Source organism: Desulfovibrio sp., assembly GCF_034006445.1.
GTDB lineage: Bacteria > Desulfobacterota > Desulfovibrionia > Desulfovibrionales > Desulfovibrionaceae > Desulfovibrio.
In genome coordinates this window covers 1-23,819 of sequence record NZ_JAVESS010000026.1, presented here as the reverse complement: position 1 = coordinate 23,819, position 23,819 = coordinate 1, and the positions used below count along the sequence as shown (strand labels likewise).

At 59.4% G+C, this 23,819-nt stretch carries 21 protein-coding genes; 6 read left to right on the top strand and 15 right to left on the bottom strand.

What is annotated here, in order from left to right:
- Positions 1–244 precede the first annotated feature (244 nt).
- Positions 245–1,624: an MFS transporter gene (locus RBR41_RS13480; RefSeq protein ID WP_320353168.1), complete on the bottom strand. Its 1,380-nt coding sequence runs from the start codon at positions 1,622–1,624 to the stop codon at positions 245–247.
- Between the two features lie 368 nt (positions 1,625–1,992).
- A complete protein-coding gene (locus RBR41_RS13475) occupies positions 1,993–2,871 on the bottom strand; it encodes a methylenetetrahydrofolate reductase (RefSeq protein ID WP_320353166.1) in 879 nt (292 codons plus the stop codon).
- A gap of 161 nt (positions 2,872–3,032) precedes the next feature.
- On the opposite strand from RBR41_RS13475, the gene RBR41_RS13470 reads away from it, so the two are divergent.
- From RBR41_RS13470 to RBR41_RS13455, 4 genes are all read left to right on the top strand, one after another.
- Entirely contained in the window at positions 3,033–4,466 is a 1,434-nt protein-coding gene (locus RBR41_RS13470) for a phosphodiester glycosidase family protein (protein WP_320353165.1), read from the top strand.
- An 815-nt stretch (positions 4,467–5,281) separates the two neighbouring features.
- The gene (locus tag RBR41_RS13465; RefSeq protein ID WP_320353164.1) at positions 5,282–5,662 is read left to right on the top strand and encodes a desulfoferrodoxin; all 381 of its coding nucleotides are present in this window, start codon (positions 5,282–5,284) and stop codon (positions 5,660–5,662) included.
- Positions 5,663–5,719: 57 nt separating this feature from the next.
- The gene (locus tag RBR41_RS13460) at positions 5,720–5,857 is read left to right on the top strand and encodes a rubredoxin (RefSeq protein WP_179979990.1); all 138 of its coding nucleotides are present in this window, start codon (positions 5,720–5,722) and stop codon (positions 5,855–5,857) included.
- A 97-nt stretch (positions 5,858–5,954) separates the two neighbouring features.
- The gene (locus tag RBR41_RS13455; protein ID WP_320353163.1) at positions 5,955–7,163 is read left to right on the top strand and encodes an FprA family A-type flavoprotein; all 1,209 of its coding nucleotides are present in this window, start codon (positions 5,955–5,957) and stop codon (positions 7,161–7,163) included.
- Between the two features lie 334 nt (positions 7,164–7,497).
- On the opposite strand, the gene RBR41_RS13450 is transcribed toward RBR41_RS13455, so the two are convergent.
- The 12 genes from RBR41_RS13450 to RBR41_RS13395 all read right to left on the bottom strand — a co-directional run bounded on the left by RBR41_RS13450 (position 7,498) and on the right by RBR41_RS13395 (position 19,051).
- Positions 7,498–7,884: a cytochrome c3 family protein gene (locus RBR41_RS13450; protein ID WP_320353162.1), complete on the bottom strand. Its 387-nt coding sequence runs from the start codon at positions 7,882–7,884 to the stop codon at positions 7,498–7,500.
- Between the two features lie 100 nt (positions 7,885–7,984).
- Positions 7,985–8,758, bottom strand: a complete 774-nt coding sequence (gene cobJ / locus RBR41_RS13445; RefSeq protein ID WP_320353161.1) for a precorrin-3B C(17)-methyltransferase — start codon at positions 8,756–8,758, stop codon at positions 7,985–7,987.
- Between the two features lie 3 nt (positions 8,759–8,761).
- On the bottom strand, positions 8,762–10,033 hold the full coding sequence (locus tag RBR41_RS13440) for a cobalt-precorrin 5A hydrolase (RefSeq protein WP_320353160.1): 1,272 nt from the start codon (positions 10,031–10,033) through the stop codon (positions 8,762–8,764).
- A 249-nt stretch (positions 10,034–10,282) separates the two neighbouring features.
- Positions 10,283–11,554 carry a glutamate-1-semialdehyde 2,1-aminomutase gene (hemL, locus tag RBR41_RS13435; RefSeq protein ID WP_320353159.1) on the bottom strand — a complete coding sequence of 424 codons (1,272 nt, stop codon included), beginning with the start codon at positions 11,552–11,554 and terminating at the stop codon, positions 10,283–10,285.
- Positions 11,555–11,565: 11 nt separating this feature from the next.
- The gene (locus RBR41_RS13430) at positions 11,566–12,045 is read right to left on the bottom strand and encodes a siroheme decarboxylase subunit beta (protein WP_320353158.1); all 480 of its coding nucleotides are present in this window, start codon (positions 12,043–12,045) and stop codon (positions 11,566–11,568) included.
- Positions 12,046–12,208: 163 nt separating this feature from the next.
- A complete protein-coding gene (locus RBR41_RS13425; RefSeq protein ID WP_320353157.1) occupies positions 12,209–12,763 on the bottom strand; it encodes a hypothetical protein in 555 nt (184 codons plus the stop codon).
- 746 nt (positions 12,764–13,509) lie between these two features.
- Positions 13,510–13,776, bottom strand: a complete 267-nt coding sequence (locus RBR41_RS13420; RefSeq protein WP_022659825.1) for an RNA recognition motif domain-containing protein — start codon at positions 13,774–13,776, stop codon at positions 13,510–13,512.
- 1,082 nt (positions 13,777–14,858) lie between these two features.
- The gene (dnaB, locus tag RBR41_RS13415) at positions 14,859–16,217 is read right to left on the bottom strand and encodes a replicative DNA helicase (RefSeq protein ID WP_320353174.1); all 1,359 of its coding nucleotides are present in this window, start codon (positions 16,215–16,217) and stop codon (positions 14,859–14,861) included.
- Positions 16,218–16,396: 179 nt separating this feature from the next.
- Positions 16,397–16,900: a 50S ribosomal protein L9 gene (rplI, locus tag RBR41_RS13410; RefSeq protein WP_320353156.1), complete on the bottom strand. Its 504-nt coding sequence runs from the start codon at positions 16,898–16,900 to the stop codon at positions 16,397–16,399.
- 9 nt (positions 16,901–16,909) lie between these two features.
- Complete coding sequence (gene rpsR, locus RBR41_RS13405) at positions 16,910–17,173, bottom strand: 30S ribosomal protein S18 (RefSeq protein WP_320353154.1); 264 nt, start codon at positions 17,171–17,173, stop codon at positions 16,910–16,912.
- Positions 17,174–17,482, bottom strand: coding sequence for a 30S ribosomal protein S6 (gene rpsF, locus RBR41_RS13400; protein ID WP_320353153.1), 309 nt, complete (start codon positions 17,480–17,482; stop codon positions 17,174–17,176).
- 663 nt (positions 17,483–18,145) lie between these two features.
- Complete coding sequence (locus RBR41_RS13395) at positions 18,146–19,051, bottom strand: hypothetical protein (protein ID WP_320353152.1); 906 nt, start codon at positions 19,049–19,051, stop codon at positions 18,146–18,148.
- Positions 19,052–19,594: 543 nt separating this feature from the next.
- On the opposite strand from RBR41_RS13395, the gene tgt reads away from it, so the two are divergent.
- Both tgt and ggt read left to right on the top strand, forming a co-directional pair.
- Positions 19,595–20,734: a tRNA guanosine(34) transglycosylase Tgt gene (tgt, locus tag RBR41_RS13390; RefSeq protein WP_320353150.1), complete on the top strand. Its 1,140-nt coding sequence runs from the start codon at positions 19,595–19,597 to the stop codon at positions 20,732–20,734.
- 462 nt (positions 20,735–21,196) lie between these two features.
- Entirely contained in the window at positions 21,197–22,855 is a 1,659-nt protein-coding gene (gene ggt, locus RBR41_RS13385; protein ID WP_320353148.1) for a gamma-glutamyltransferase, read from the top strand.
- A gap of 634 nt (positions 22,856–23,489) precedes the next feature.
- Here ggt and RBR41_RS13380 read toward each other — a convergent pair.
- Complete coding sequence (locus tag RBR41_RS13380) at positions 23,490–23,771, bottom strand: hypothetical protein (protein WP_179980004.1); 282 nt, start codon at positions 23,769–23,771, stop codon at positions 23,490–23,492.
- Positions 23,772–23,819: the final 48 nt, after the last annotated feature.

Genomic DNA, 23,819 nt, shown 5'->3' with positions numbered 1-23,819 from the left:
CCTCCCGTGCGCGACGTTTTTTCGTGGCCCGGAGCAGATTATGGGTGTTTGCAATGGCAACTGCGGCCGCCTGCCCGCTTTGCGCATAACACGTGGAGGCAAATCATGTAACCCGCGCGGCCAGCGCTTCTTCACGCTGCGGGCGGAGCAACTTCACGCTGCGGCTACCCGATGGCCTGCAATGGGATTGCCTGTATTGGGGCCGCTTGCGTGGCTACCCTGAGCACGTCAGGACAAACCCGCTCTATTTGCGGTTGCGTGCCAGCACGCAGCCCACGGCCAGCAAATTCAGTATGCCAAAAACAATCAGGTCAAGGTGCATACTGGACATAAAGGCGTCAATGGTCTCCGGCCCTGCGGGCTTGTCGCCCAAATAAAAGCCCAGAGTCAGGGTAATGACCACCATGTTCATAAGCTGCCCCCCGGTGCGCACGGCTCCGGTAAGGCCCGATGCCTGCCCCACATGATCGCGCCCGGCGCTTTCAAGGATAATGGTGGTATTGGGTAGTGCGAAAAGGCTTATGCCCACGCCAAGCAGGCCTTGAGCGGTCAGCAGTACGCCTATGGGCGAATCCACGGTAAGAAAGGCCGAAACCAGCAGGCCAAGGCCGCACAGCCCCACGCCCACTGCGCTCACATGGCCGGGGTCAAACTTTATGCACAGCCTGGCGGCCAGAGGGGTGGTCATGGCCTGCACCAGAGACTGCAGGGCCAGAAACATGCCCGCCTGCTGCACGGTCATGCCACGCCCAAACTGCAGATACAGGCTGAAGAAAAAGAGCACGCCGAAAAATGAACTGTAGTTGATAAAGGCCGCCAGAGAAGACAGGGCAAACACCCTGTTGCGCGCAAGCAGGCGGATATCAAGGATGGGAAACTCGCTGCGCAGTTCCTTGAAACAGAACAGCACCATCAGAATGGCAAAAGCCGCCAGCAGAAAGCCAGCCATCACCGGATAGGCCGCCAGTTCCGACGAACCGAAGGTCAGGGCCGTCATGGCCAGTCCGTAAATGATGCAGCCGCCCCAGTCAAAGCGGCGTCCCTTGGCCGTGCGCCAGTCCAGGCTGACGCCATACTTCATGAGCAGCAGCACAACCACCGATGTGAGCGCATTGCCCCAGAAAAGCCAGCGCCAGTCCAGCCAGCCCGCCACAAAGCCAGCCACCGGCGGGCCACAGGCAATGCCCGCGTACACGGCCGAACCGCTGTAGCCGAGATATATGGCTCTTTTTCCAGCAGGCGCGGCCGATGCCAGCAAGGCCAGGCCGCAGGCATTGAACATGGCCCCGCCCATGCCCTGCACCAGCCGCAGCCCCAAAAAGGCTTCCACTGAAGTGGCAAAGCCCAGCAATGCCCCGCAGACCCCAAAGATGGCGATTCCCCAGATAAAGACGCGCTTGTAGCCCAAAATGTCGCCAAGACTGCCGCTGGCAAGCTGAAAAACGGCAAGCCCCATGGCGTAAAAAGCGCCCATGAGACCAAGTTGTTGCGCGCTGGCTTTCAGATCCGCACCAATGGGCGGCAAAACCGCGTTCACGCCAGCCATCATGAAGGGCATGCAAAAAAGTGAGGTACAGACCGCAATCAGCAGCCAACCATGGCCTTTTTCGATGGAGGATGACATAGAAAAACAGTATCTCCGGGTATGGGACAGGTCAATACGGCGTCGCCACAAAAATGAATGGGCCAGTTTGCGAAACTGGCCTGCCAGGCCGCACGCATGACGGCGCGCATGACGGCGCACCCACGTCCTTGCGCATCCGTACCTGCCCTGAATGCAGCCCTGCAGAGGCCCGCACATCCAGATTGAAAGCAAAGCGATCCTTGAGCCAGAAACGCGGCAGGAAATTTGTGTCCTGCGCGCCAGCACAGCCTGCGAAGCTATACCGGACGCCCGCTTTGGTCAATGAAAACAGGCGGTCCCCGGCGAGGTGCGCCGGGGACCGAAATGTTGCGCCAGAGTCAGGGCCCCGCGCTGATGGAAGGTATGCGTCATGCCTGCAAAAGGCCCGACTCGTCAGCCACCCTCAGACACATGCCAGCTTTGTTCAATGTATACAAATGGATGCCCGGAGCGCCATTTTCCAGCAGAAAACGTATCTGGCGCACCGCAAATTCCAGCCCCACTTCACGCACGGCCTCGGCCCCACCCTTGGCATTGGCGCTTTCAAGGTCAAGGTAGAGTTTGCCGGGGATGTTGGCCCCGCACAGCGAAAGCACCCGACGCAATGAGTCAAAACTCTGGATGGGCAGTATGCCGGGGATGACGGGCGTGTGAATGCCCATGCCGCGCAAGTGTTCCAGCAGATCGGCATATTCCCGCGGGTCAAAAAAAAGCTGGGTTACGGCGAAGTCCGCGCCGCTGCGCATCTTTTCCGCAGTGTAAAGGCGGTCCAGCGCGATGGAGTTTGATTCGGGGTGCGGCGCGGGATAGGCCGCCACGCCAATGCCCATATAGGGTTGCTGGCGGCGGGCGAAGGCGACAAGGTCAGAGGCATGCCGAAAGTACCCCTTGCTCCAGTCCATTTCCTGCCCGGCGGGCGGGTCGCCGCGCAGGGCCAGCACATTGTCCACCCCCGCAGCGCGCAATTCGGCAAGGTAGGAGGATATGCTCTCAGGCTCCGCGCCCACACAGGTAAGGTGGGCCATGGTGTTCAGCCCGCGCCGGGCAAGTTCCGCAGTTACGTCAAGGGTATTACGCTGCTTGCCGCCGCCTGCGCCGTACGTGACGGAAACAAACAGCGGGGCCAGAACGCGCAGCTTCTCCACTGTTTCAAAAAAGCCGGGCAAACTATTTTCATCCGACGGAGGAAAAAACTCCAGTGAGAAAAATGGCTTCTTAGCGGCGCGGATGCTGTCTCCGATGTGCATGCTGCAACTCCTTGTGTGCTGCGGAAATACGGCCAGTTTTTGTGGAGGCCGATGTATTTATGTGTATATCTAGATAAGCTGATATGTCAAGAAAAAAGGCCGGGGTGCCTTGCAAAATGACTGGCTTGGTCGTAATTCAGGGGCAAGCCCAACAGCATATTATGAAAATACATACAGGCATTTTTGCGTGCGGCCATGTTCCGCGCGCCGCCTGCCCCGGCAGGACACAAGGCTTCCTTTCAGGTCGCGTCTTTCTTTTGGCGTGCGCCCTTTGCACCCTGACAGCCCTGCTGCTCTGGTGTGCCCCGCATGTGGCCTCGGCCCAGCCCCCCCCGCCGGAAGCGCCCCTGGCCGGAGTTGGCAGCCCCGGCGCTGGCCCAGATACTGCCACAGATACTGCCACAAATACTGCCTCCGCTACAGGCGCTGCCACGGGCGCTGCTACTGTCATTGACACTGCCGCCGCGACTGATGCAGCTACGGGCGCAGCTACGGGCGCTGCCCCCCCAGCCGCTGCCAATACCGGGGCCGCCGACGCCAGCACTGTGCCCGGCGTGGCGCAAAATCCCACGCCCGAAACGGCCGCGCCTGCCGCTGTCGTCAGCACGCCCGTTCCCACACCCGCTCCCGTCGTGGCCGCTCCCGCGCCGTCTTCCGCCGGCATTGACGATCAGGGCAAGCCCGACTGGCGGCAACTGGAACCCGGCCTTGATTTCGGCCAGTTCCGCCTCAATGATAACGAAGCCCTGCTGACGGCCCTGCGCATTGATCCCGCCTACTTCAATTTCATACTCTGCGCCCGTTCTCAGGACGGCGGCCCCCTGCGCTCGCTCAACCAGTGGGCCGAGCAGTACGATCTTTCCGCCGCCATCAACGCCAGCATGTATCTGCCCGATGGCAGCACAAGCACGGGCTACATGAAGCAGGACGATCACTTCAACAACAGACGCGTGGTGCAACGCTTTGGCGCGTTCTTTGTGGCCGGGCCCACCCAGCCGAGCCTGCCCGGAGCCGCCATTGTGGATCGGGACGACCCGCAGTGGGAGCAGCGCATCGCCCAGTACCGCCTGGTAATCCAGAACTACCGCATGACCAGCGCCGACAGGCGCATCCTCTGGTCGCCCGGCGGCCCCCACTACTCCATTTCCGCCGTGGCCCAGGACGGCGACGGCCGCATTCTCTTTCTGCACTGCAGGCAGCCGGTAGAAGCCTACGCCTTTGCGCAGCAGCTTTTACACCTGCCCCTCAACGTGCGCACCGTCATGTATGTTGAAGGCGGCGGACAGGCAGGCCTGCTGGTACGCTCCGCTCACTGGCAGCATGAACTGCTGGGCATAAGCCCGGCCGGATTTCTTGTGACGGGCGATCTGCGCGCCCTGCTGCCCAACGTGCTGGGTGCGGTGCGGATTGCAACGCCCCCAAACGCCACTGATCCGGACGCCCCCACCTCTGACGCTACTGCCTCTGGCTCCGCTGCCTCCGACGCCGCTGCTCCGGACGCGGCAAAGGCTGACACGCAGGATCAGCCCCCTGCCCCGACACCCCCGGAAGCAAGACCTCCTGCGGAAACCCTGCCGCAATCCACCGCCCCCTAATTCAGAGTAATATTGAAATGCTTTGTGGGGGAGGGACCTGTTTAGACCAGATTAACTTTGAAATATTTTGTGGGGGAGGGACCCTCTTTAGACCAGATTAACTTTGAAATGTTTTACATTTCAAAGTTGTCATTCAGCCGAAAATGCGATTTGCGGCTGAATCCACGCCACGTTGTGGCGCGCTGCACTCTCGTGCTGCGTTAGAGCATGTACCTTTTTTCAAAGGTACATGCTCTAAAAAGGGTCTCCTCCCCCACACCCCCTCCCCCTAAAACTCTTATTGTATTCGATCTGGCTATAATGGGAGTTCGCCCTGCTGCGCGACCTCAGAAGCGGCGTCTCCTGCCAGCACACAAACTTCCCAGGCATCTGCTCAAGCTGCAAAGAAGGCCCTTCCAAGAGCGGCTTCCTGAAGCACCGCCAAAGGAAGCCAAACATGCACCGAGCATCCGGCACGCACCCTCCCCTGGCGTGCCAGCACAGAAGAGCCACGCTCGCCTTCATGTCGGGCGGATGCTCGCGCTGGTGCAAGACAATCACAACACAAACCGTCGAAAACATGAAATTGCTCTTGCGCCAGGCCGTTTTCTGTGCAACTGATTGAGTGAACAGACATCACGGTCTGCCACATCTCCTTTTTTGGTAATAATTACTAATTTCCATAAAAACGCTTTACTTTGGCCCCGACTTCTTTCAGAATAATTATCGGTATCCGGGGCCATAAGAGCGCATACGCGGTTGTATGGCCCCCGCCTGGCAAGCCGGGCGGCAAATCATATCAAGGCCGTGTTGGCCTAAACGTCTGTGAGGAAACCATGCCCAAGCATCTGGAAGTTTATAAGTGCACCCACTGTGGTAATATTGTTGAAGTTCTGCATGGCGGCGGCGCCGACATCGTCTGCTGTGGCGAGCCCATGAAGCTGATGGTAGAGGGCGCCACTGACGGCGCCATGGAAAAGCACGTTCCCGTCATTGAAAAGGTTGACGGCGGCTATCTGGTGAAAGTGGGCAGCGTGCCTCACCCCATGGAAGAAAAGCACTGGATTGAATGGATTGAACTGCTGGCCGACGGCAGAAGCTATACAAAGTTCCTCAAGCCCGGCGACGCGCCCGAGGCTTTCTTTGCCATTGACGCAGCCAAGGTAACCGCCCGCGAATTCTGCAATTTGCACGGTCACTGGAAGGCTCAGAACTAAATTTCATAAACACGTTACCAAGCGCGGGATTCCGCGCATTCCCTCAGGAGGATTTCAATGCAGAAGTATGTTTGCACCGTCTGTGGCTATGAATATGATCCCGCCGAACATGACAATGTTCCCTTCGACCAGCTGCCCGATGATTGGTGCTGCCCGGTTTGCGGAGTGAGCAAGGATCAGTTCAGCCCAGCCTAACCTTGGTATTTTACTTGCTTTCTCCCCGCTTTGCCGCTGCGTGCGGTAAAGCGGGGCTTTTCGTAAACGGGAAGACCCCACATTCCGGAGTAAATAGATGCAACCTGTTGAAATTAAAAAAGACATATTCTGGATAGGCTACGTGGACTACGACCACCGGGACTTCCACGGGTATTCCCGATCCCCGGACGGCTCCACGTACAACGCCTATCTAATCAAAGACGAAAAAAATGTCCTGATGGACACGGTGGCCTCCGGCTGCGAAGGCACCCTGCTGTGCCGCATGGCCAAGGTGCTGGATCCTGAAAAAATCGACTACGTCGTTTGCAACCACCTTGAACTTGACCACTCCGGGTCTCTTGAGACCATCATGGAGCGGTGCAAGCCCGAAAAGCTTTTTGTTTCCCAGGCCGGGCTCAAGTCCCTGGCGGGATATTTCGCCAGCAAGGATTGGCCCGTGCAGGCCGTCAAAAGCGGCGACACCATCAGTCTGGGCAAGCGTACCATCGTTTTTCAGGAAACGCGCATGCTGCACTGGCCCGACAGCATGGTCTCGTACATTCCTGAAGAAAAGCTGCTCGTCAGCAATGACATTTTCGGCCAGAACATAGCGAGCTCCGCACGCTTTGTGGACGACTTCGGCGACGATGGCGAATACCTGCGCCGCGTGAAAGAGTACTACTACAATATCGTGCTGCCCTACTCACCCATGGTGCTCAAGGCGCTGCCCATTGTGGAGCAGCTTGACATCGACATGATCGCGCCCGACCACGGCCTCATCCATCGTGGTGAAAAGGCCGTGCGCAGCATCATCGACATGTACCGCGCCATGGCCGAACAAAAGCCGCAGCAGCGCGCGCTCATCTTTTACGACACCATGTGGCAATCCACGGAAACCATGGCCTATGCCATTTGCAGCGGCCTGGAAGAAAATGGCGTGCCCACGCGCATCATGTCTGTCAAAAGCAACCACCACAGCACCGTCATGACGGAACTGGCGGACTGCGGCGCGGTGCTGGCGGGTTCCCCCACGCACAACAACACCATTCTGCCCCTGGTGGCCGCCCAACTGACCTACATGAAGGGGCTGCGCCCCCTGAACCGCATAGGCGGCGCGTTCGGCTCCTTCGGCTGGTCGGGTGAAGCGCCCAAGCAGTTGCAGGAACATTTGGCCGACATGCACATGGATATGCCCGTGGAGCCTGTGAAGTGCAGCTGGCGGCCCGACCGCGATGTTCTCAAGGCCTGCTATGACATGGGCCAGACCATTGCCGAGGCCCTCAAAAAGAAGTGCCAGGAAGGCTAAGCCCCTACCCGGCCCATTGTTGCGACACCCCGGCAAAAGCACTGCTTTTGCCGGGGTATTTTTGTAACCAGCATTCCACGAGAATCCTACCCTTTGGGATGCTGCGCAGCTGGACAGGCTGCTTCGACTCCCCCAAATAAGATTTTTAGGGGGTGGGGGCGTGGGGGAGGAGACCCTTTTGCAAAAGGGTCCCTCCCCCACAAAGTATTCTCCTCTCCCACGGCGAACGCAAAAAGGCGGCGCAAGCAGAGCTTGCGCCGCCTTTATATGAGGTCCGGCCAAGAGAAGTACAGACGTTATAAAAGACTCTACAAGGCCGGAACAAATACCAGGCTTACGGATGGCACTTGGACTTGGCGCAAGCGGTCAGGTCTTTCTTGAGATCGGGCTTTTCGGCCACGGTCTTGGTGTGACATTCCATGCAGTTGGTGTGCTTGAGCCCGGTCTTGGTATGGATCACGTAGTACAGGCTCTTTTCACCCTTTTTGCCGGTCAGGTCATCGTGACAGCCGGAGTTGCTGCACTTGGCGAAGCTTTCCTTGCCGTCAACAGGGTGGTGACAGGTCACGCATTCCACCTTGGCATGAGGAGCGTGGGGAAACATGACAGTTTTTTGAGAGCCTTTGATCTCCAGCGGTTTGTCGGGCACGGCGGGGGCGGCCCAAGCGCTTACAGCAAAGAGCAGGGCCAACATACAGGTAAGAGCAAGGGATTTTTTCACGACAGTCCTCCATGGTAAAAAAAACGACACATGAGAATTGTTGCGAGCTTACGGCCAGCATGGCGGCGTGTCAATGGCCGCCATGAAATACATTTTCAAGTTATTTGTCAGTTTTTGGCTGCCTTTTGCGTGCATATCCTCTTGGTGTGAGCATATATGACTCAATCGATCTGCTTTCACTGTTGCCGATAATCAGCAGTGAAAGCATGTCCACCTGTGTTGCATCAAAGGCGTCCAGCCTGTGTACGCTTACGCTCTGTTCAGGACGGTACGCCTGGCGCACCAGGCCCACCGGGCACTGTGGCTCGCGAAAACGGCGGGCCAGGGCCAGGGCGGCGTCCAGATGGCCGGGGCGGCCCTTGGACCGGGGATTGTAGATGACACAGACAAAATCAGCCTCAAGCGCAGCGGTAAGTCTTTTGACAATGGTTTCCCACGGCGTGAGCAGATCGCTCAGGCTGATGCAGGCGAAGTCGTGGGTCAGGGGAGCACCCAGCAGGGCCGCTGCAGCGCATACGGCAGGCACCCCCGGCACGACGCCAAAGGGAACAACCCCCACAAGATTTCGGGATTCCAGCACTTCAAGGGCAAGTCCGGCAAGGGCATAAATGCCGGGGTCGCCCGAACAGACGAGAGCCGTGGCCTGCCCGGCAAGAGCGGCGTCCACCGCTGCTTCGCAGCGTTCAGTTTCATGCCGCATGCCCGTACTGATGCGCTGTTTGCCTTCAAGCAGCTCCGGCGGAACCAGATCCATATACAGATGATAGCCCGCAATGCATTGGGCCTGCTCCAGAACGGCGCGGGCCTGGGGCGTAAGGCAGTCGGCATGGCCGGGGCCAAGGCCCACCACGTGAAGGCTGGCAGCTTGAGTCATGACCTACTCTTTTTCAGTATCTTTTTCAGGGTCGGCAGCGGTGTCTTTTGCTTCCGGGGACAGGGCCACGGCAATGGTCAGCTGTGACTGATAAATAGCCTTGCACACCAGAAGCCGCGCTTCGCCTGCGCCGCTTTCCTTGCTGGCAGCCAGCAGGGCCGCAGCCTCGCACACGCTGAAGGGCGGCTGCCCAAAGCGCCGCCCCGCCGCTTCGGAAGGGTTGGGCACCGGGCACTGGGCCAGGCGCGCGGAATCAAAACCCAGAAGGGGCACATTGAGCCGAAAGGCCAGCTCGCGCAGGGCTGGCTCCTTCAATTTTTCTGTCACCGTGCCCAGGGCGGCTATGGCCTGCGTTTCCAGCCCGTGGACTTCAAAAAATTCACGCAAAGCCGCCAGAGCCATTCCCGATGGCAAATCCTTGCGGCAGCCCAGGCCCACATACAGGCGCGGCACTGCCACACGCAGCAGCCCTTCCGAGAGCGGCAAACGACGCCAGTGCGCAGCCAGACGGGGCGGTGCATGCGCTTCACGCTTGGCTGACAGAAAGGACGGCGGCGGCGCGATGGCTTCGGCCTCGCAGGCAACGGGCCTGAGCGCGGGATGTGCGGGCACCGCGTGGCAGGGATCCCACACGTCCAGACTGTCCCCCTCCAGCAGCGCGGCCTGCGCGCGCGGCAAGCGCTGCCAGTCCACAATGCGCAGCCCTGTATCGCGCAACAAAAGATCGAGGGCCAGGGGGTGATCGCCGTCCGCATGGGGCTGGCCGTCGGAAGGCGCGGCGGGCTTTACGTTTTCAGCCGGAGTCGGAGCCGCATCCTCTTCCGCCGCGACGTCGGAGGCCGTAGTAATGACCGGAATCGCCCGGAGCAGCTTGGCCACATGGCGGGCCAGTTCGTTGCCGCCGCCCCAGTGGCCGGAAAGAAGGCTGATGACAAAGGCGCCCGCCCCATCAAGCACCAGAACCGGCGGGTCTTCGCTTTTATGCACAAGCAGGGGTGCCAGGGCGCGAACGGCAATGCCCGTGGCTCCAATAAAAACGTGCGCGGCATGCTGCCTGTAGGTTGTCGCGAGCAGTTCGCCCAGCCTGGCAAAAGCCTGCGCGTCCGTGGGGCAAAAGCGCTCTGGCGCGAATATCTGGCATTCCGCCAGACGGCCCCCCTTGGGCACAGTCCAGGGCTTTCCGGCCAGCAGAGACTTGAGCCGCCGTGCCAAGGGCAAGGCAGAAGCGCTCAGGGCATAGCAGGCAAGAGAATTTTTTTCTAAAGCGGGGTGCACAAATGCCTCCGGCGGTCTGCCGCCGCGTATGGCTTGATGGATGCGGCCTGTGGCATGAAAGAATGCACCGTGTGGCGCAATGACCGCGCCCGGCAGTCTCTGAATTCAGGGTACTTTGAAAGGCATTGCCTTTCAAAGGCGTCATGCAGCCGAAAAATGCGCGCTGCGGCTGAATGCACGCCGTGTTGTCGAGCGCTGCATTCTCGTGCAGCGCCCGGCAACGTTATTTCAAATCAAAGGCAACAGGCTCTAAAAAATGACCTTGCGGGCCGCGTCCAGAGTTCTGTTGAAGTCATCGTCCGTATGGGCAAAGGACACCATGCCGGTTTCATAGCCCGAAGGCGCAAGGTAAATGCCCTGTGCCCGCATCTGCTTGTAAAACGACGTGAAGAGCTTTTGGTCGCACTTTTGCGCGCTGGCGAAATCCGTCACCTCATGTTCGCTGAAATAGGGGCAGAACATGGAGGCCAGGGTCGGCATCTGCAAGGGAACGCCCTTGGCGGCAATGATGTCGCGCAGGCTGAAAGCGAACTTGCGGGTGCGCTCTTCAAGGGCGGCGTAATCCGACTTCTGGAGGATGGCGAGCGTGGCCAGGCCAGCGGCCATGGCCAGGGGATTGCCCGAAAGGGTGCCCGCCTGATACACGCCGCCGCGCGGAGCCACAAGCTCCATATAACGGCGCTTGCCGCCAAAAGCCCCAACAGGCAGGCCGCCGCCGATAATCTTGCCAAAGGTGGTGAGGTCGGGATCTATCTTGAAGCGCGCCTGCGCCCCGCCAAAGGCCGCGCGAAATCCCGTGATGACCTCGTCAAAAATGAGCAGGCTCTGGTACTGGTCGCATATGGCGCGCAGCCCTTCGAGAAAGCCGGGTTTGGGCAGCACAAGGCCCATATTGGCGGCCACTGGCTCCACAATGATGGCGGCGATGCTGCCGCCGTGCTGGGCAAAGCATTCCTTGACCGCATCCAGATCATTGTACGGCGCAAGGAGGGTGTCGGCCACCACAGCTTCGGGCACGCCCGGCGTGCCGGGTATGGAGAAAGTGGCCAGCCCGGAACCTGCGGCCGCCAGGAAGGGGTCGGCATGCCCGTGGTAGCAGCCCACAAATTTGAGCACCTTGTCGCGTTTGGTGGCGGCGCGGGCCAGACGCAGGGCACTCATGGTGGCCTCTGTGCCGGAATTGACCATGCGCACCATTTCAAGGCCGGGCATGGCGGCCACCACGGCTTCGGCCAGGGACACCTCGTCGGGGCAGGGAGCGCCATAGCTGGTGCCGCGATGGGCGGCGTCGCACACGGCGCGCGTGACGGAGGGTTCGTCATGCCCAAGAATCATTGGGCCCCAGGAAAGCACGAAATCGATGTACTGACGGCCGTCAACGTCGGTCAGGTGGCAACCGTGCGCTTCGGCGATAAAAAGCGGGTGGCTGTCCACATTATGGCAGGCCCGCACGGGGCTGTTGACGCCGCCGGGAATGACCACCTGGGCCTTTTCAAAAAGCTGGCGCGAAATCGTATCCATTCTGGTCTCCTTCAGGCGAAATACGTCATAGAAATTTTTTTCAGTTCCTTGAGGCTGCGCAGGATGGCGTGCTCCTTGAGATCAGTCATCTTCATGACGTCTTCCACCACGCCCAGGCACTCGGCCTCGCTGCGCCCGTGAATCATCGTATACAGTTCATAGGGCCAGTCAGCGGCGGCGCTCGGGCGGTAGTAGGCGTGCGAAATATGGGTGTGCTCGGCCACTTTGCGGCCGCAGGCCTCAACCTGTTCGGGCTTAACCTTCCAGGCGACCATGGCGTTGTGCGTCCAGCCGGTCTTCTGGTGCTTGATGCTCGCGCCAAAACGGCGGATGGCCCCGGATTCCTTGAGACGGCCAAGCAGCTCAAGCACCTGGGCTTCGGTCATTCCCGCCTGCTCCGCCAAATCGGCGTAGGGGGTGAGGCTGTCGGGCAGATTATCCTGCACAATACGCAGGACCGCCTGTTCTTCTGGGCTGAATTGATGGCTCATGAATTCTCCGGGAGGAATGAAGAAGCCGCGCGACAAATGGCGCGGCAGCCGGTCTGTGTCCGCTGACGTGGCGCTGACCCGGCCCGGAATACCGGGCCGGGAAAAGCAACAGGTCTAAACCAGATCAACTTTGAAATGCTTCGCATTTCAAAGTTAAGATGCTCTAACGCGTAAACGAGCGGGCAAAAAGATTCTGAATGGCTACGCGGCCATTATCCTCAAGAAAACGTGTGCCTGTGGCGGCAAAATGCGCAAATTCAATGGTGGGATTTTCCACCTGCACCCATTTGTCTTTCTGCCAGTCAAGCCAGGCATTACGGGGCTGGTCAAAAACCAGCAGGGGTTTGTTGCATATCTTGGCAAACTCCGCGCCCCATCCGGTTCCGCCCTTGACCGTGCCGTCCGGCTGCACCGCGCCCACCACAATGACCTGCTCGCCGCTGCTGACCTGCCAGCATATGGACTGCAACACCTTGCGGAACAGGGGCGCGCGCGTATACTCGCGGCTCATGAGGCGCGAAACATAGGTAAGGCTCACATCCTTGAGGGCCAGTTCCTCAGAGGTCAGCACACGTACACCCCGCGTGCGTTCGGTCTGATGTCCCTCAAAGCCGTAGTTCACTTCTTCCATGCCCCAGCTTTCAGCAAGAGCGCCAAAAAACTGTTCGGTTCCGGCGGCGCCGCCGCTGTAAAGCACACATTGTTTGGGGTTGAGCATGCTGCCTCCTCAAGGATTGTTGCGCCGGGCAGGATTGCAGTTGGTGGTCTGTTGATCCGGCGGAAGCGTCATGCCCCATAATGGCAAAAATTACAGCGCTCGGCAAGGCGGAGCGGACAAAGAAATGGCAATCGTGTCAGGCGGTCAGTGAGGCGATCAGGCTGAAAGACAGACGGGCAGTCCGTCGGCCAGGTAGCAACACAGGCGGGCGCACAGGTACGCTGACAGGCGGGCCCTCAGGTAGAAGGAAGGCAGGGGTAAGCATATTGCGCTGACAGGCGGGCGGCCAGACAGGAAGCCATTAAGGCAGACGGGTACGGGCAGACGGGTACGGGCAGATGCGCTGACAGGCGAGTGGAAGATGGCGTACGCGCCGAAGGAGGCGTCTACAACCGATGCGGGCAACAGCCCAAAGGGTGTTTGGCTTTTTAGCGACGTGCGTAATGAAAAAGCGCACAAATCAAGAGATGCCCTGTCAAGAGATGCCCTGTGCGGCCAGTCAGGCCGACAGGTTTGCAGACAGGCTGACGTGCTGGGGCCTCAAGTGCCCCGCAACACTGCGAGCGGGCTCGTCAAACCCATGAAGGGGCAAACCATTCAGGGAGTTGCCGGGCCCGCACTTAAAGTGAACCCCTAAACTGTGCCGCGCGGGCAAATACGCCGATGGCGCATGGCCTTGGCGGCCAGACTGTGCGCAGGACAAAAAACGCCCCGGTTACAGGGGCGTTAAGGTCCGTTGCCTAGTCCTAGTAGCGGGGCTGGCGAGGAGCCCTGGGTTTGGCTTCGTTGACGCGCAGCGTGCGACCACCAAAGCTGAAGTTGTCAAGAGCTTCAATGGCGGAATCGGCTTCGCCGTCTTCCATTTCCACAAAGCCAAAGCCACGGGCACGGCCGGTATCCCTGTCGCTAACGAGTTTCACGGACAGAACGCTGCCGTATTCGGCAAAAAGATCCTGAACCTGTTCTTCAGTAGCGGACCAGGGAAGGTTCCCGACATAAATGGACTTGGACATGAAACACCCTCACAAAAAAAACAATCTTCCCGCGCTCCCATCCAGTAAAACGTATTACCGGTACGCGGCACATGGCAATCACAGAAACACGCTTTTTCTAGCTTGTCAACGAAAGTACAAAAAAAAGTTGGCATTGCGCGCTTTTTGCGTGATAAATTCCGTGATACAAGGAAATTGCAGGAAGTTTTCTAAAAAAGATATTCAATATTGACAGATTGTTATGGATATGATGTTTCTGCAACACCCGACACACTACCCTACAGCTCAAGGCAGTGGCGTATTTAAATCAGAGTAATTACATTGGGTACATATCCCCACGGCTGGCAGCAGCATGCATTGTGTGGACAAACAGGTATCACAGTACTCTTTTTGCGCACCGTTATTGCATTGATAAATCCTGGGAATTGCGTGTGAAAATATGCACAATACCGGCAAACGCTTTTACCTGCAGGTGCTGCCTCAATTCCCGCCCAATAACGTATGTTCCTCGCAACAATCCTGGCCAGCCTGTACTGCCGTACGCCTACTATGCGGAATATCGGGTGTGGTGCAGCAACGTCACGGTGCGCTGTCGCGGGGACAGGCAATGGCGCTATGCCTGCCACGCGTGAGCCGTGGTCAGAGCCTGGAGAAGCCCGGCTGGAACTTGAGAGAGTGAAGCACTGGAGGGGTTGGCAAATCAGCTTTGAGGATGACAAGCGCTGGGGGGGTAGTTCTGAAAGTGAGCAGTCTTGAGGGTGAGGAGTCTTGAGGGTGACCAGCGTTGAGAGCGCATGAACCCCAAAAGGGGGTCAGCGCCAAAAACGCCACCGATGGGGGCATGCCTGAACCAAGGGCGCTGCAAATAAGGATTTTAGGGGGAGGGGGTGTGGGGGAGGAGACCCTTTTGCAAAAGGGTCCCTCCCCCACAAAAAAGCTCTAATCCTGAGGGATGCCAGACAGTGTGCTCATGAGATGAATTTTCAGTCATACCAAGGAGAACAAACCTTTTATGCAGGGCGTGTACTCTGATGGTACTCGACCGGAATAAAAGGAGAAGTTCGACAGAGAGATGCCTGAAAAGGCGCTCGTGACGACACTGTCTAGCCGCCTTCAGACGGAGGCGGCGACCAGTCGGGGGCCATATCCTCAAAGGAGGTGTATGGCGACAGGTACATGAGTTCAGCGACGCCCACAGGGCCGTTACGCTGCTTGCCAATGATGATTTCGGCCACGCCCTGTGGCGGGCGCTCGGCGGGTTTGACGAATTTGTACACGTCGTCGCGGTAGACAAACATGATTACGTCGGCGTCCTGCTCGATAGCGCCGGATTCGCGCAAGTCCGAAAGCATGGGCCTTTTGTCGCTGCGTTCTTCGACCTTGCGGTTCAGCTGCGAAAGAGCGACCACGGGCACCTGCATTTCCTTGGCAAGCCCCTTGAGGGAGCGGGAGATGTCCGAAATTTCCAGTTCACGCGAATCGGTGCGGCGGCTGGTGCGCATGAGTTGTAGATAGTCCACCACCACCATGCCCAGCCCCTTGTCCGCCTTGAGGCGGCGGGCGCGGGCGCGCAGTTCGAGCGTGGTCAGGGCGGGCGTATCGTCAATAAATATGGGTGCGCGGGCCACCACGTCCGCGGCGGTGTACAGGCGCTGCCAGTCTTCGTCCGTGAGCATGGACGGGCGGCGCAGCTTGGAAAGATCCACCTTGCCCCACACAGCCAGCATGCGCTGCATGAGCTGCTCCTTGCTCATTTCCAGCGAGAACACGGCCACGGGCACATTCTGGCGCACGGCGGCGTGCAGGGCCATGCACATGGCAAAGGCCGTCTTGCCCATACTGGGGCGGGCAGCCACGATGACGAGATCCGACGCCTGGAGCCCGGCGGTGAGCTTGTCCAGCCGGGTGTAGCCTGTGGTGACGCCGGTGATGACGTCCTTGGCATCGGCCAGGCGGGAAAGGTTGTCAAAAACCTTGTCCAGCAGCTCGCGCGTGGGGGTGAAGTCGCGCCCGGAGGTGCGCTGCGAAATGGCGAAAACCGCCTGCTCCGACTCGTCGAGCAGGGTTCCCACTTCAAGGGAGGCGTCGTAGCAGTTGGTGATAATGCCCGAGCAGGCTTCAATGAGGCCGCGCTGCAAGGCTTTGTCGCGCACGATGGTGGCGTAGTATTCGGCATTGGCTCCCGACACGACGGCCTGGGCCAGATCACCAAGATAGACGGCCCCGCCCGCTTCTTCAAGCGCGCTGCGGCTCTTGAGCATTTCTGCAGTGGACAGCAGGTCTATGGGTGCGGATTTGCGGTAAAGCTCAAGAAAGGCGTTGTAGATGGTAACGTGGGCTGGCAGATAAAAATCTTCGGCCGCCAGCTGGTCCACAATGGAGTGCATGAGCTGGGGGCGCATGAGCACGCCGCCAAGAACGGCCTGCTCCGATTCCACACTGTGGGGCGGCACACGGCGCAGCAGATCGGCCTCAGCCCTGTCAGCGGCGCTGCCCTGGCTGCCCTGGCGGCCCTTGAAGCCACCCTGCCCCTGCTGCCCACCCCTTGAGCCACGGCCAGAGCCGTTCTGCCCAAAAGGCGCGCCCCCGGCCTCGGGGCCGGGGGCGGAGCCATGATCACCGTGGGAAACCACTACATCCCCTATTCGGAGGCCTCGGCTTCTTCAGCGGGAGCTGCAGGAGCGGGCTCTTCAAAGGACTGGTGGTCGGACACTACCTTCACCGGCACCACTGCGATAACGCTGGGATGCAGACGGATGCGCACCGGGTGTTCGCCCAGGGTGCGGATAGGAGCGTCCATAAGAATGCGACGGCGGTCAACATCCACACCAAGGGCGGCGATGGCGTCGCCGATGATGGTGGTGGTAACGGAACCGTACAGCTTGTCATTGTCGCCCACATGCATGGTAATGACCACTTCAAGGGCTTCAAGACGGGCCTGCATTTCCTGAGCTTCGCCACGCAGGGAATCCATGCGGGCCTGGAGCTTGTTGCGCTCCTGCTCAAAAACTTTCAGATTGGCCTGAGAGGCCACCATGGCCAGGCCCTGGGGCAACAGAAAGTTGCGGCCATAACCGGGCTTGACTTCAACCACATCACCAAGACTGCCGAGGTTTTCTACGTCGGCGCGAAGTATCAGTTTCATATGCGCCTCCTAGATGTTGCTCTTTTTCTTGACGCCGGAATCGTGCGTAGCGGTGTAGATGAGCAGGGCCATCTGACGGGCACGCTTGATTTCACGGGTCAACAGGCGCTGGTGATGCGCGCAGGTGCCAGTGATGCGACGGGCGATGATCTTGCCGCGTTCGGTGATGAAGTCGCGCAGGATATCAGCACGCTTGTAGTTCAGGGGCAGGTCTTTGTCTGCGCAGAAGCGGCAGAACTTGCGACGAGGGGCAAATTTTTTCTTGAACGCCATTTATGCAACCTCCCCGGCCACTTCATCGGCCAGCTTGACGGTCACAAACTTGAAGATGCCGTCAGTCATGCGAATGTTGCGTTCCAGTTCGGCCACCAGGGTAGCCGGGCTCTGGTACACGAGACGCACATAGTAACCGCGCATCAGCTTGCGCACCGGGTAGGCGAGATCGCGCATGCCCCAGTTGTCCACTTCTTCCATGGTGCCCTTTTCACGCTCGATAACCGCTGTGAGGGTGTTTACGATGCCCTCGCGGTTTTCGGCGGAAAGCTCCGGTGAAAGGAGCAGCAGGGTTTCAAATTTCCGCATTGTGGTTCTCCTTTTGGATTGACAGCCCGCACACACGGGTACGAGCAAGGAACGAGTTGTATACTGCCCGGCATGAGCGCTGTCAAGCCCCGGCGGCGCAAATGACCACCGGGCGCTGCGGGCATGGCTCAAAGCCGGGTGATGCGGGCAGACGCGGTGCAGGGGGGGCAGGCCTCAAAGCCCGGTGCAGGCCGGGCAAGGCATGTTGATGTATTCCGCTTGGCGGCTTTGCTTCACTTTTTTTGAAACAGTGAGGACGGAAGAGTCCACTTCTGCTTGAAAAAAGATCGCGCCTTGCCAAGCGAAACAACTGCGCGCTTCCAGGAGGCTATTTAGCGCATTTTAACTTTGAAAAAATGTAAATGCTCTAACGTTGCACGAGAGTGCAGCGCGCCACAACGTGGCGTGGGTTCAGCTGAAAACGCGATTTCCGGCTGAATGAAAACTTTGGAATGTGAAACATTTCAAAGTTGATCTGCTCTAAAGCAGATTAACTTTTAGAATATACATTCTCAAAGGTTAAGGCACGCTCACTACGGCGTTTAACCGCGCAGATTAACCGCGCAGATAAACTGCGCGTACGCCTTCCAAGCGAACGTCTGCTCACGCAGCCGTCAGAGCAATGTAAAAGTTACATTGCTCTAAGCAGTGTTTTTCTAAAAATCAGGGACATCGTGAGGGCTTTTCGGTCAGCAGGCAAAAATCGTTATTGATCCAGTCGCACAGGGTCGCCACGCCGTCCTCGGCCACCCTGTCCCACGCTCCGTGACCACAGCCATCGGTCTGCCATACCTGAAGAAAACGCAGCCGGAGCGAAAGCCGCCGCAAGGTGCCGCTGTACAGGCTTTCCACACAGTGACAGACCACAGGCGCGACGCAACGCTTGCGCCCCGGCCCGCTGAGCACGACGCAGAGCAGCATTTGCGTTCCCGTAAGCCTCTGGAAGCGTTCGCTCTCTTCCACTTCTTCAACTTCAATGCGCGCCCCGCTGGCAGAAATATTGACGAGTTTCAGCCGTGAAGGCTCGTCCACCCTGAAAGTAAAGTCCGCAGGCCCCAGTTCGCGCCAATGTTTGGGCAGCTTGCCACGCAGCCACAAATCCACGGTCTTCACCATTCCCTGTGAGGGAAAGACCCGCTCGTGCTTGCGCAGGCTGCGCTGCACATATGCCTGAGGTATGGCGACCTCTATTTCGCAAAAGCGCTTTTCGGGTTCCAGATGATTATGGATGATGCGGGTCTTGCACAAAAAACCGGCCCGCGCCTGACCGGGCGACATCTTTAATGTATTGATGAGGAACGTACGGGGAAGATTGAAATACAGCAGACACTGCTCGCCGTTGAGCGCGTCCGGCAAAAACTTGGTGGTGGACATGAGGCGAAGGCTTTTGTCCTGCAGCGCCATGATGCGGCAGTACACATTGTCCATCTGACGGTTGCGGTCAGTGAACAGCACTTCCACACAGACATGGTGCGCCAAAGCCGCGCGCAACAGGGCCACGGCAGAAGCCCTGTGTACTGGGGCTGTCTTCTGGCCGGAAAGACGCATAAAGCGGCTAAAAAAAAGCATTCTCCTTCCTCGCGCAGGGGACTCCCCATAACTGGTGCAAAGAGGCCTTGGTGTGCCTGTATATGTCTGTTCGTGTATGCAGTTATTCGACTTCTGTCAAACGGTCTCCACTGTGCCAGACGGCCGGTTTGCCGTCCGTACAAACGCGCCTTCAGGCGCTGGTCAACCCCGGCGGCAACCGCCGTGCAAGCCAGGCCAGTTCATAGCGCCAGCCCCGCTGTCAGCAGGCCGCAGCCGGGTCGGCCCGTAGCGTCAGCCCGCAGCAGTTCCCCGCACACGACCGCGCCAACTCGCCGCAACAGCCCGCGCAGCCGCGCCAGCCCGCACAGCCGGTGGCCCGTAGCGCCAGCCCATAGCAATTCCCCGCTCGTAACTGCGCCAGCCTGTCTTCGCAACCCGCCATCCACTTGCGCCCGGCACATCCGGCGGCCCGCGCATCCGGCGCATCCGGCGGCCCGCGCACCCGGCACATCCGGCGGCCCTTGCATCCGGCGCATCCGGCGGCCCTTGCATCCGGCGCCGCTTGCAGATAGTGTGCGCGGCATGTCTGATTCCATCTTTACCATAGAACACCGGGACGGGGCCGCACGTGCAGGACTTTTGCGCACGGCTCACGGCGTCATCCCCACGCCCATCTTTATGCCCGTGGGCACAGTGGGCTCGGTCAAGGCCATTGCGCCCGACGATCTGGCGGCCATCGGCGCGCCTGTCATCCTGGGGAACACCTACCACCTGTACCTGCGGCCCGGCGATGAACTGGTGGCCCGACGTGGCGGCCTGCACGAATTCGCCTCCTGGCCCGGCGCCATTCTTACGGACAGCGGCGGCTTTCAGGTTTTCAGCCTCAGCTCCCTGCGCAAAATCCGCGAAGAAGGGGTGGAGTTTCGCTCCCACCTTGACGGATCACGCCACCTTTTCACGCCCGAAAAGGTGCTGCAAATCCAGCGCAATCTCAATTCGGACATCATGATGGTGCTGGACGAGTGCGTGCCCTACGGCGCTGACTACGACTATACCGAAAAATCCCTGGCCCTTACCACTCGCTGGGCCCAGCGCGCCAGAGCGGCCTACCCTGCGGGCACGGCGCACAATCTGCTGTTCGGCATTACCCAGGGCGGCTTTCACAAAGACCTGCGCAAACGCTCGGTTGAAGAACTCTGCGGCATCGATTTTGACGGCTTCGCCATCGGCGGCCTTTCCGTGGGCGAACCCAAGGCGCAGATGTACGACCTGCTCTACCACACAGCCCCCCTGCTGCCCGAATACAAGCCCCGCTACCTCATGGGCGTCGGCACCCCGCTGGACATAGCCAACGGCATCAACGCCGGGGTGGACATGTTCGACTGCGTGCTGCCCACCCGCAATGCCCGCAACGGCACGCTCTACACCTCCCAAGGCAAGATCAACATCAGGCGCAAGCAGTTTGCCGAAGACGACGGCCCCCTGGACCCCAACTGCAGCTGCTACACCTGCCGCACCTTTTCCCGCGCCTATCTGCGGCATTTGTACGCCAGCCAGGAGCTGCTGTCCTTCCGGCTCAACTCCCTGCACAACCTGACCTATTTTCTTGACCTTGCCCGTAACGCGCGGCAGGCCATTGTGGAAGGACGCTATACCGACTTTCTGGCGGGCATCGAGGCCCTGTACCCCGACGAGGCGGCCAGAGCCGCAGAGGGCGCGTAGCCTCAATGTAATGTCATTTTGGAATACTTTGTGGGGGAGGGACCCTTTTTTAGAGCATTTAACTTTGAAAAAAGTTAAACGCTCTAACGCTGCACGAGCGTGCAGCGCGCCACAACGTGGCGTGGATTCAGCCGAAAATCGCATTTTCGGCTGAATGACAACTTTGAAATGTAAAGCATTTCAAAGTTAATCTGGTCTAAAAGGGTCTCCTCCCCCACGCCCCCTCCCCCTAAAATCTTTATTGCAGTGGGGTGCAACACACCGAGTTTTCTTCTCTGACACGGGTGTCACGAGACAGCATCCTTCCGCATCACTCCATTTAAAAACCTCTCTGCCCCCGCCTGCGCCCGGGCCACGTCCCTTCCTTTGCTCCTTGTGCCCTCCTGTGGCATACTGCCCGCGAAACATCTTCGGCGCGCCCGTGCGCCGGAATCCCTGTGGGACAGCCAGCACGAGGTCACAATGCAATCCAGGCACCGATATTCCTTCACGTCTTCCACGGCCAGCAACCCCCTGAGTGTGCGGGGCATGGTCACAAGCCCCCACTATCTGGCCTCCCAGGCGGGACGCGACATCCTGCGCAAGGGCGGCACGGCCGTGGATGCGGCCATTGCCGCAGCCGCCGTGCTTTCCGTGGTCTACCCCCACATGTGCGGCCTTGGCGGCGACAACTTCTGGCTCATCTATGATGCGGCCACGCAAAGCCTGCGCGCGCTCAACGGCAGCGGCCGGGCAGCGCAGGCCGCCACCGCCGCCCTCTACGCAGAGCGCGGCCACAAAACCGTGCCCACGCGCGGCCCGCTGGCGGCTCTGACCGTTCCGGGCGCGGTATCCGGCTGGGGCGCGGCTTTTGACCACAGCAAAAAAATCATGACCTCGCCCCTGAACTGGGCCGATTTGCTGGCCCCGGCGCAGGAACACGCAACCCACGGATTTGCCGTGTCACACTCCCTGGCCAACGGTCTGGCCCTGGTGAGCAGCGGCAAGCCGAACTACAGCCTGCATCAGTCCGAGGACTTCCGCAGCCTGTACTTTACGCCCGAAGGGCACCCGCCGGGCTTTGGCGCTGTCATGCGCCAGCCGCAACTGGCCGAAACCCTGGCCCGACTGGCCGCCAACGGCCCCCGGGAATTCTATGAAGGCCACACGGCGAGGGCCATCATCAAGGCCATGCAGCAGCAGGGCGGCCTGCTCACGCACAAGGACCTCGCCAGCCACACCGCTGACTGGACCGAACCCCTGCGTGTGGACTACCGAGGTTATACGGCCTGCACGCCGCCGCCCAACTGTCAGGGTTTGGCCACACTGGAGATTCTCAATATCCTCAATCAGATGGATGTTGATATTCTTGGCGAGGGCACTGCCGACTACTATCACGTCATGGCTGAAGCCACCCGCGAGGCCTTCATCGACCGCCAGCACTACCTGACGGATCCCGACTTTGCCCACATCCCCACACAGCGCCTGCTTTCCCCTGAACACGGCAGGCAGCAGGCGGCGCGCATCCACATGGACAGGCGCGCCGACGCCCTGCCCCCCCTGCCCCCCGGCGGCGACACCATCTGGCTGGGCGCTGTGGACGCGGCAGGCAACGCGGTGTCGCTCATCCAAAGCATCTATCATGAGTTCGGTTCGGGCGTGGTGGCGGACAACGCGGGCTTTGTGCTGCAAAACAGGGGCTGCGCCTTTGCCCTTGACCCCAGGCACGTCAACTGCCTGCTGCCGGGCAAACGCACCCTGCACACCCTGACGCCCGCCATGCTGCTCAAGGACGGCCAGCCCCACCTTGTGTACGGCAGCATGGGCGGCGACGGCCAGCCCCAGACCATAGCGGCCATGACCACGCGCATTGTGGATTTTGGCATGAGCCCGCAGGACGCCGTCAACGCGCCGCGCTGGCTGCTGGGCCGAAGCTGGGGCGAAGAATCCAACGACCTCAAGCTTGAAGGGCGCATCCCTGAAAGCGTCGCACAGGAATTGACCCGGCGCGGGCACGTGGTGCGGCGCATGGACGACTTCACGGAACTGATGGGACACGCCGGGGCCATACTGCGGCGGCCCAACGGCGTCTGGCAGGGGGCCGCAGACCCGCGCGGCGACGGCCAGGCGGCGGCGCTTTAGGGCAATTTCACTTTGAAATTGCCCTGCTGACGCGAAGGCGGCAGCCGCCACGAAGTGGCGTGGATTCAGGCGAAAACCACGTTTTTCGCCTGAATGATGCGTTGAAACAGGGAGTGTTTCAAAAGCAAAATGCTGTAGATCTAGAAGATTGAAGATTGAAGATTGGAGATTGAAGATTGGAAAAGCTTTGTGGGGGAGGGACCCTTTTGCAAAAGGGTCTCCTCCCCCACACCCCCTCCCCCTAAAACTCTTATTGGAGTACGGTTTAGTACAAGGTTGGTTTCTGATTCTGGAGCGGGGATATTGGAAGCAGCGCCTTCAAGACGATACGCCACCTGCATTCACAGAAATTTTGAACATGGCCGCCTGAGCAGTCGCCCGCCCCAGAGACGTAAGTTATTTGCGCGGTTACGCAAGCGGGCGTCCTCATGCTATAGGGCGCAGCAAATCCAGCAAAAACGGCGAGCCGCAGGTAAGAACCTGCGGCTCGCCGTTTTTGCGGCGTTTGGCGCACAGCCGCCGAGCAATGCTGCCGTGAAGCTCCCGGACAGTGGTGTCGCGAGATGAATTTCCAGTCATATCAGGGCGAAATTTATCGCAAAAACAACTGGAAAGGCGCTTGCGACGACAGCGTCTAGTTTATCCAGCTGCTGAGCGCGTCCACAATCTTGCGGGCCTGCTCCGCGCTGGAGATGGTAAATTTGGACTGCTGGCGGTACTCGCCGCCGGACTTTTTGTACCGCCGGATAACATACACATCCGGGCCAAAATCGTCCTTTTCAGGCTGCCACTGCTGGTAGCGGAAAAGTATGGTGGTCCACAGCCCCTTGCTCAGCACAACCTTGTCCAGTTCATTCACAATGATCTGGCCGTTTTCTTCAAACTGTACTGTAAGATCGTCAATGGTTTCGTTCAAAATGCATTCTCCCTGCAGGGGCTTGTGACCGCTCGCCTGACCGAGCAA

Coding starts and splice junctions, on each gene's coding strand:
- RBR41_RS13480 (WP_320353168.1), bottom strand. CDS start 1,624: ATGTCATCCTCCATCGAAAAAGGCCATGGTTGGCTGCTGATTGCGGTC.
- RBR41_RS13475 (WP_320353166.1), bottom strand. CDS start 2,871: ATGCACATCGGAGACAGCATCCGCGCCGCTAAGAAGCCATTTTTCTCA.
- RBR41_RS13470 (WP_320353165.1), top strand. CDS start 3,033: ATGAAAATACATACAGGCATTTTTGCGTGCGGCCATGTTCCGCGCGCC.
- RBR41_RS13465 (WP_320353164.1), top strand. CDS start 5,282: ATGCCCAAGCATCTGGAAGTTTATAAGTGCACCCACTGTGGTAATATT.
- RBR41_RS13460 (WP_179979990.1), top strand. CDS start 5,720: ATGCAGAAGTATGTTTGCACCGTCTGTGGCTATGAATATGATCCCGCC.
- RBR41_RS13455 (WP_320353163.1), top strand. CDS start 5,955: ATGCAACCTGTTGAAATTAAAAAAGACATATTCTGGATAGGCTACGTG.
- cobJ (WP_320353161.1), bottom strand. CDS start 8,758: ATGACTCAAGCTGCCAGCCTTCACGTGGTGGGCCTTGGCCCCGGCCAT.
- hemL (WP_320353159.1), bottom strand. CDS start 11,554: ATGGATACGATTTCGCGCCAGCTTTTTGAAAAGGCCCAGGTGGTCATT.
- RBR41_RS13430 (WP_320353158.1), bottom strand. CDS start 12,045: ATGAGCCATCAATTCAGCCCAGAAGAACAGGCGGTCCTGCGTATTGTG.
- RBR41_RS13425 (WP_320353157.1), bottom strand. CDS start 12,763: ATGCTCAACCCCAAACAATGTGTGCTTTACAGCGGCGGCGCCGCCGGA.
- RBR41_RS13420 (WP_022659825.1), bottom strand. CDS start 13,776: ATGTCCAAGTCCATTTATGTCGGGAACCTTCCCTGGTCCGCTACTGAA.
- rplI (WP_320353156.1), bottom strand. CDS start 16,900: ATGAAACTGATACTTCGCGCCGACGTAGAAAACCTCGGCAGTCTTGGT.
- rpsR (WP_320353154.1), bottom strand. CDS start 17,173: ATGGCGTTCAAGAAAAAATTTGCCCCTCGTCGCAAGTTCTGCCGCTTC.
- rpsF (WP_320353153.1), bottom strand. CDS start 17,482: ATGCGGAAATTTGAAACCCTGCTGCTCCTTTCACCGGAGCTTTCCGCC.
- RBR41_RS13395 (WP_320353152.1), bottom strand. CDS start 19,051: ATGCTTTTTTTTAGCCGCTTTATGCGTCTTTCCGGCCAGAAGACAGCC.
- tgt (WP_320353150.1), top strand. CDS start 19,595: ATGTCTGATTCCATCTTTACCATAGAACACCGGGACGGGGCCGCACGT.
- ggt (WP_320353148.1), top strand. CDS start 21,197: ATGCAATCCAGGCACCGATATTCCTTCACGTCTTCCACGGCCAGCAAC.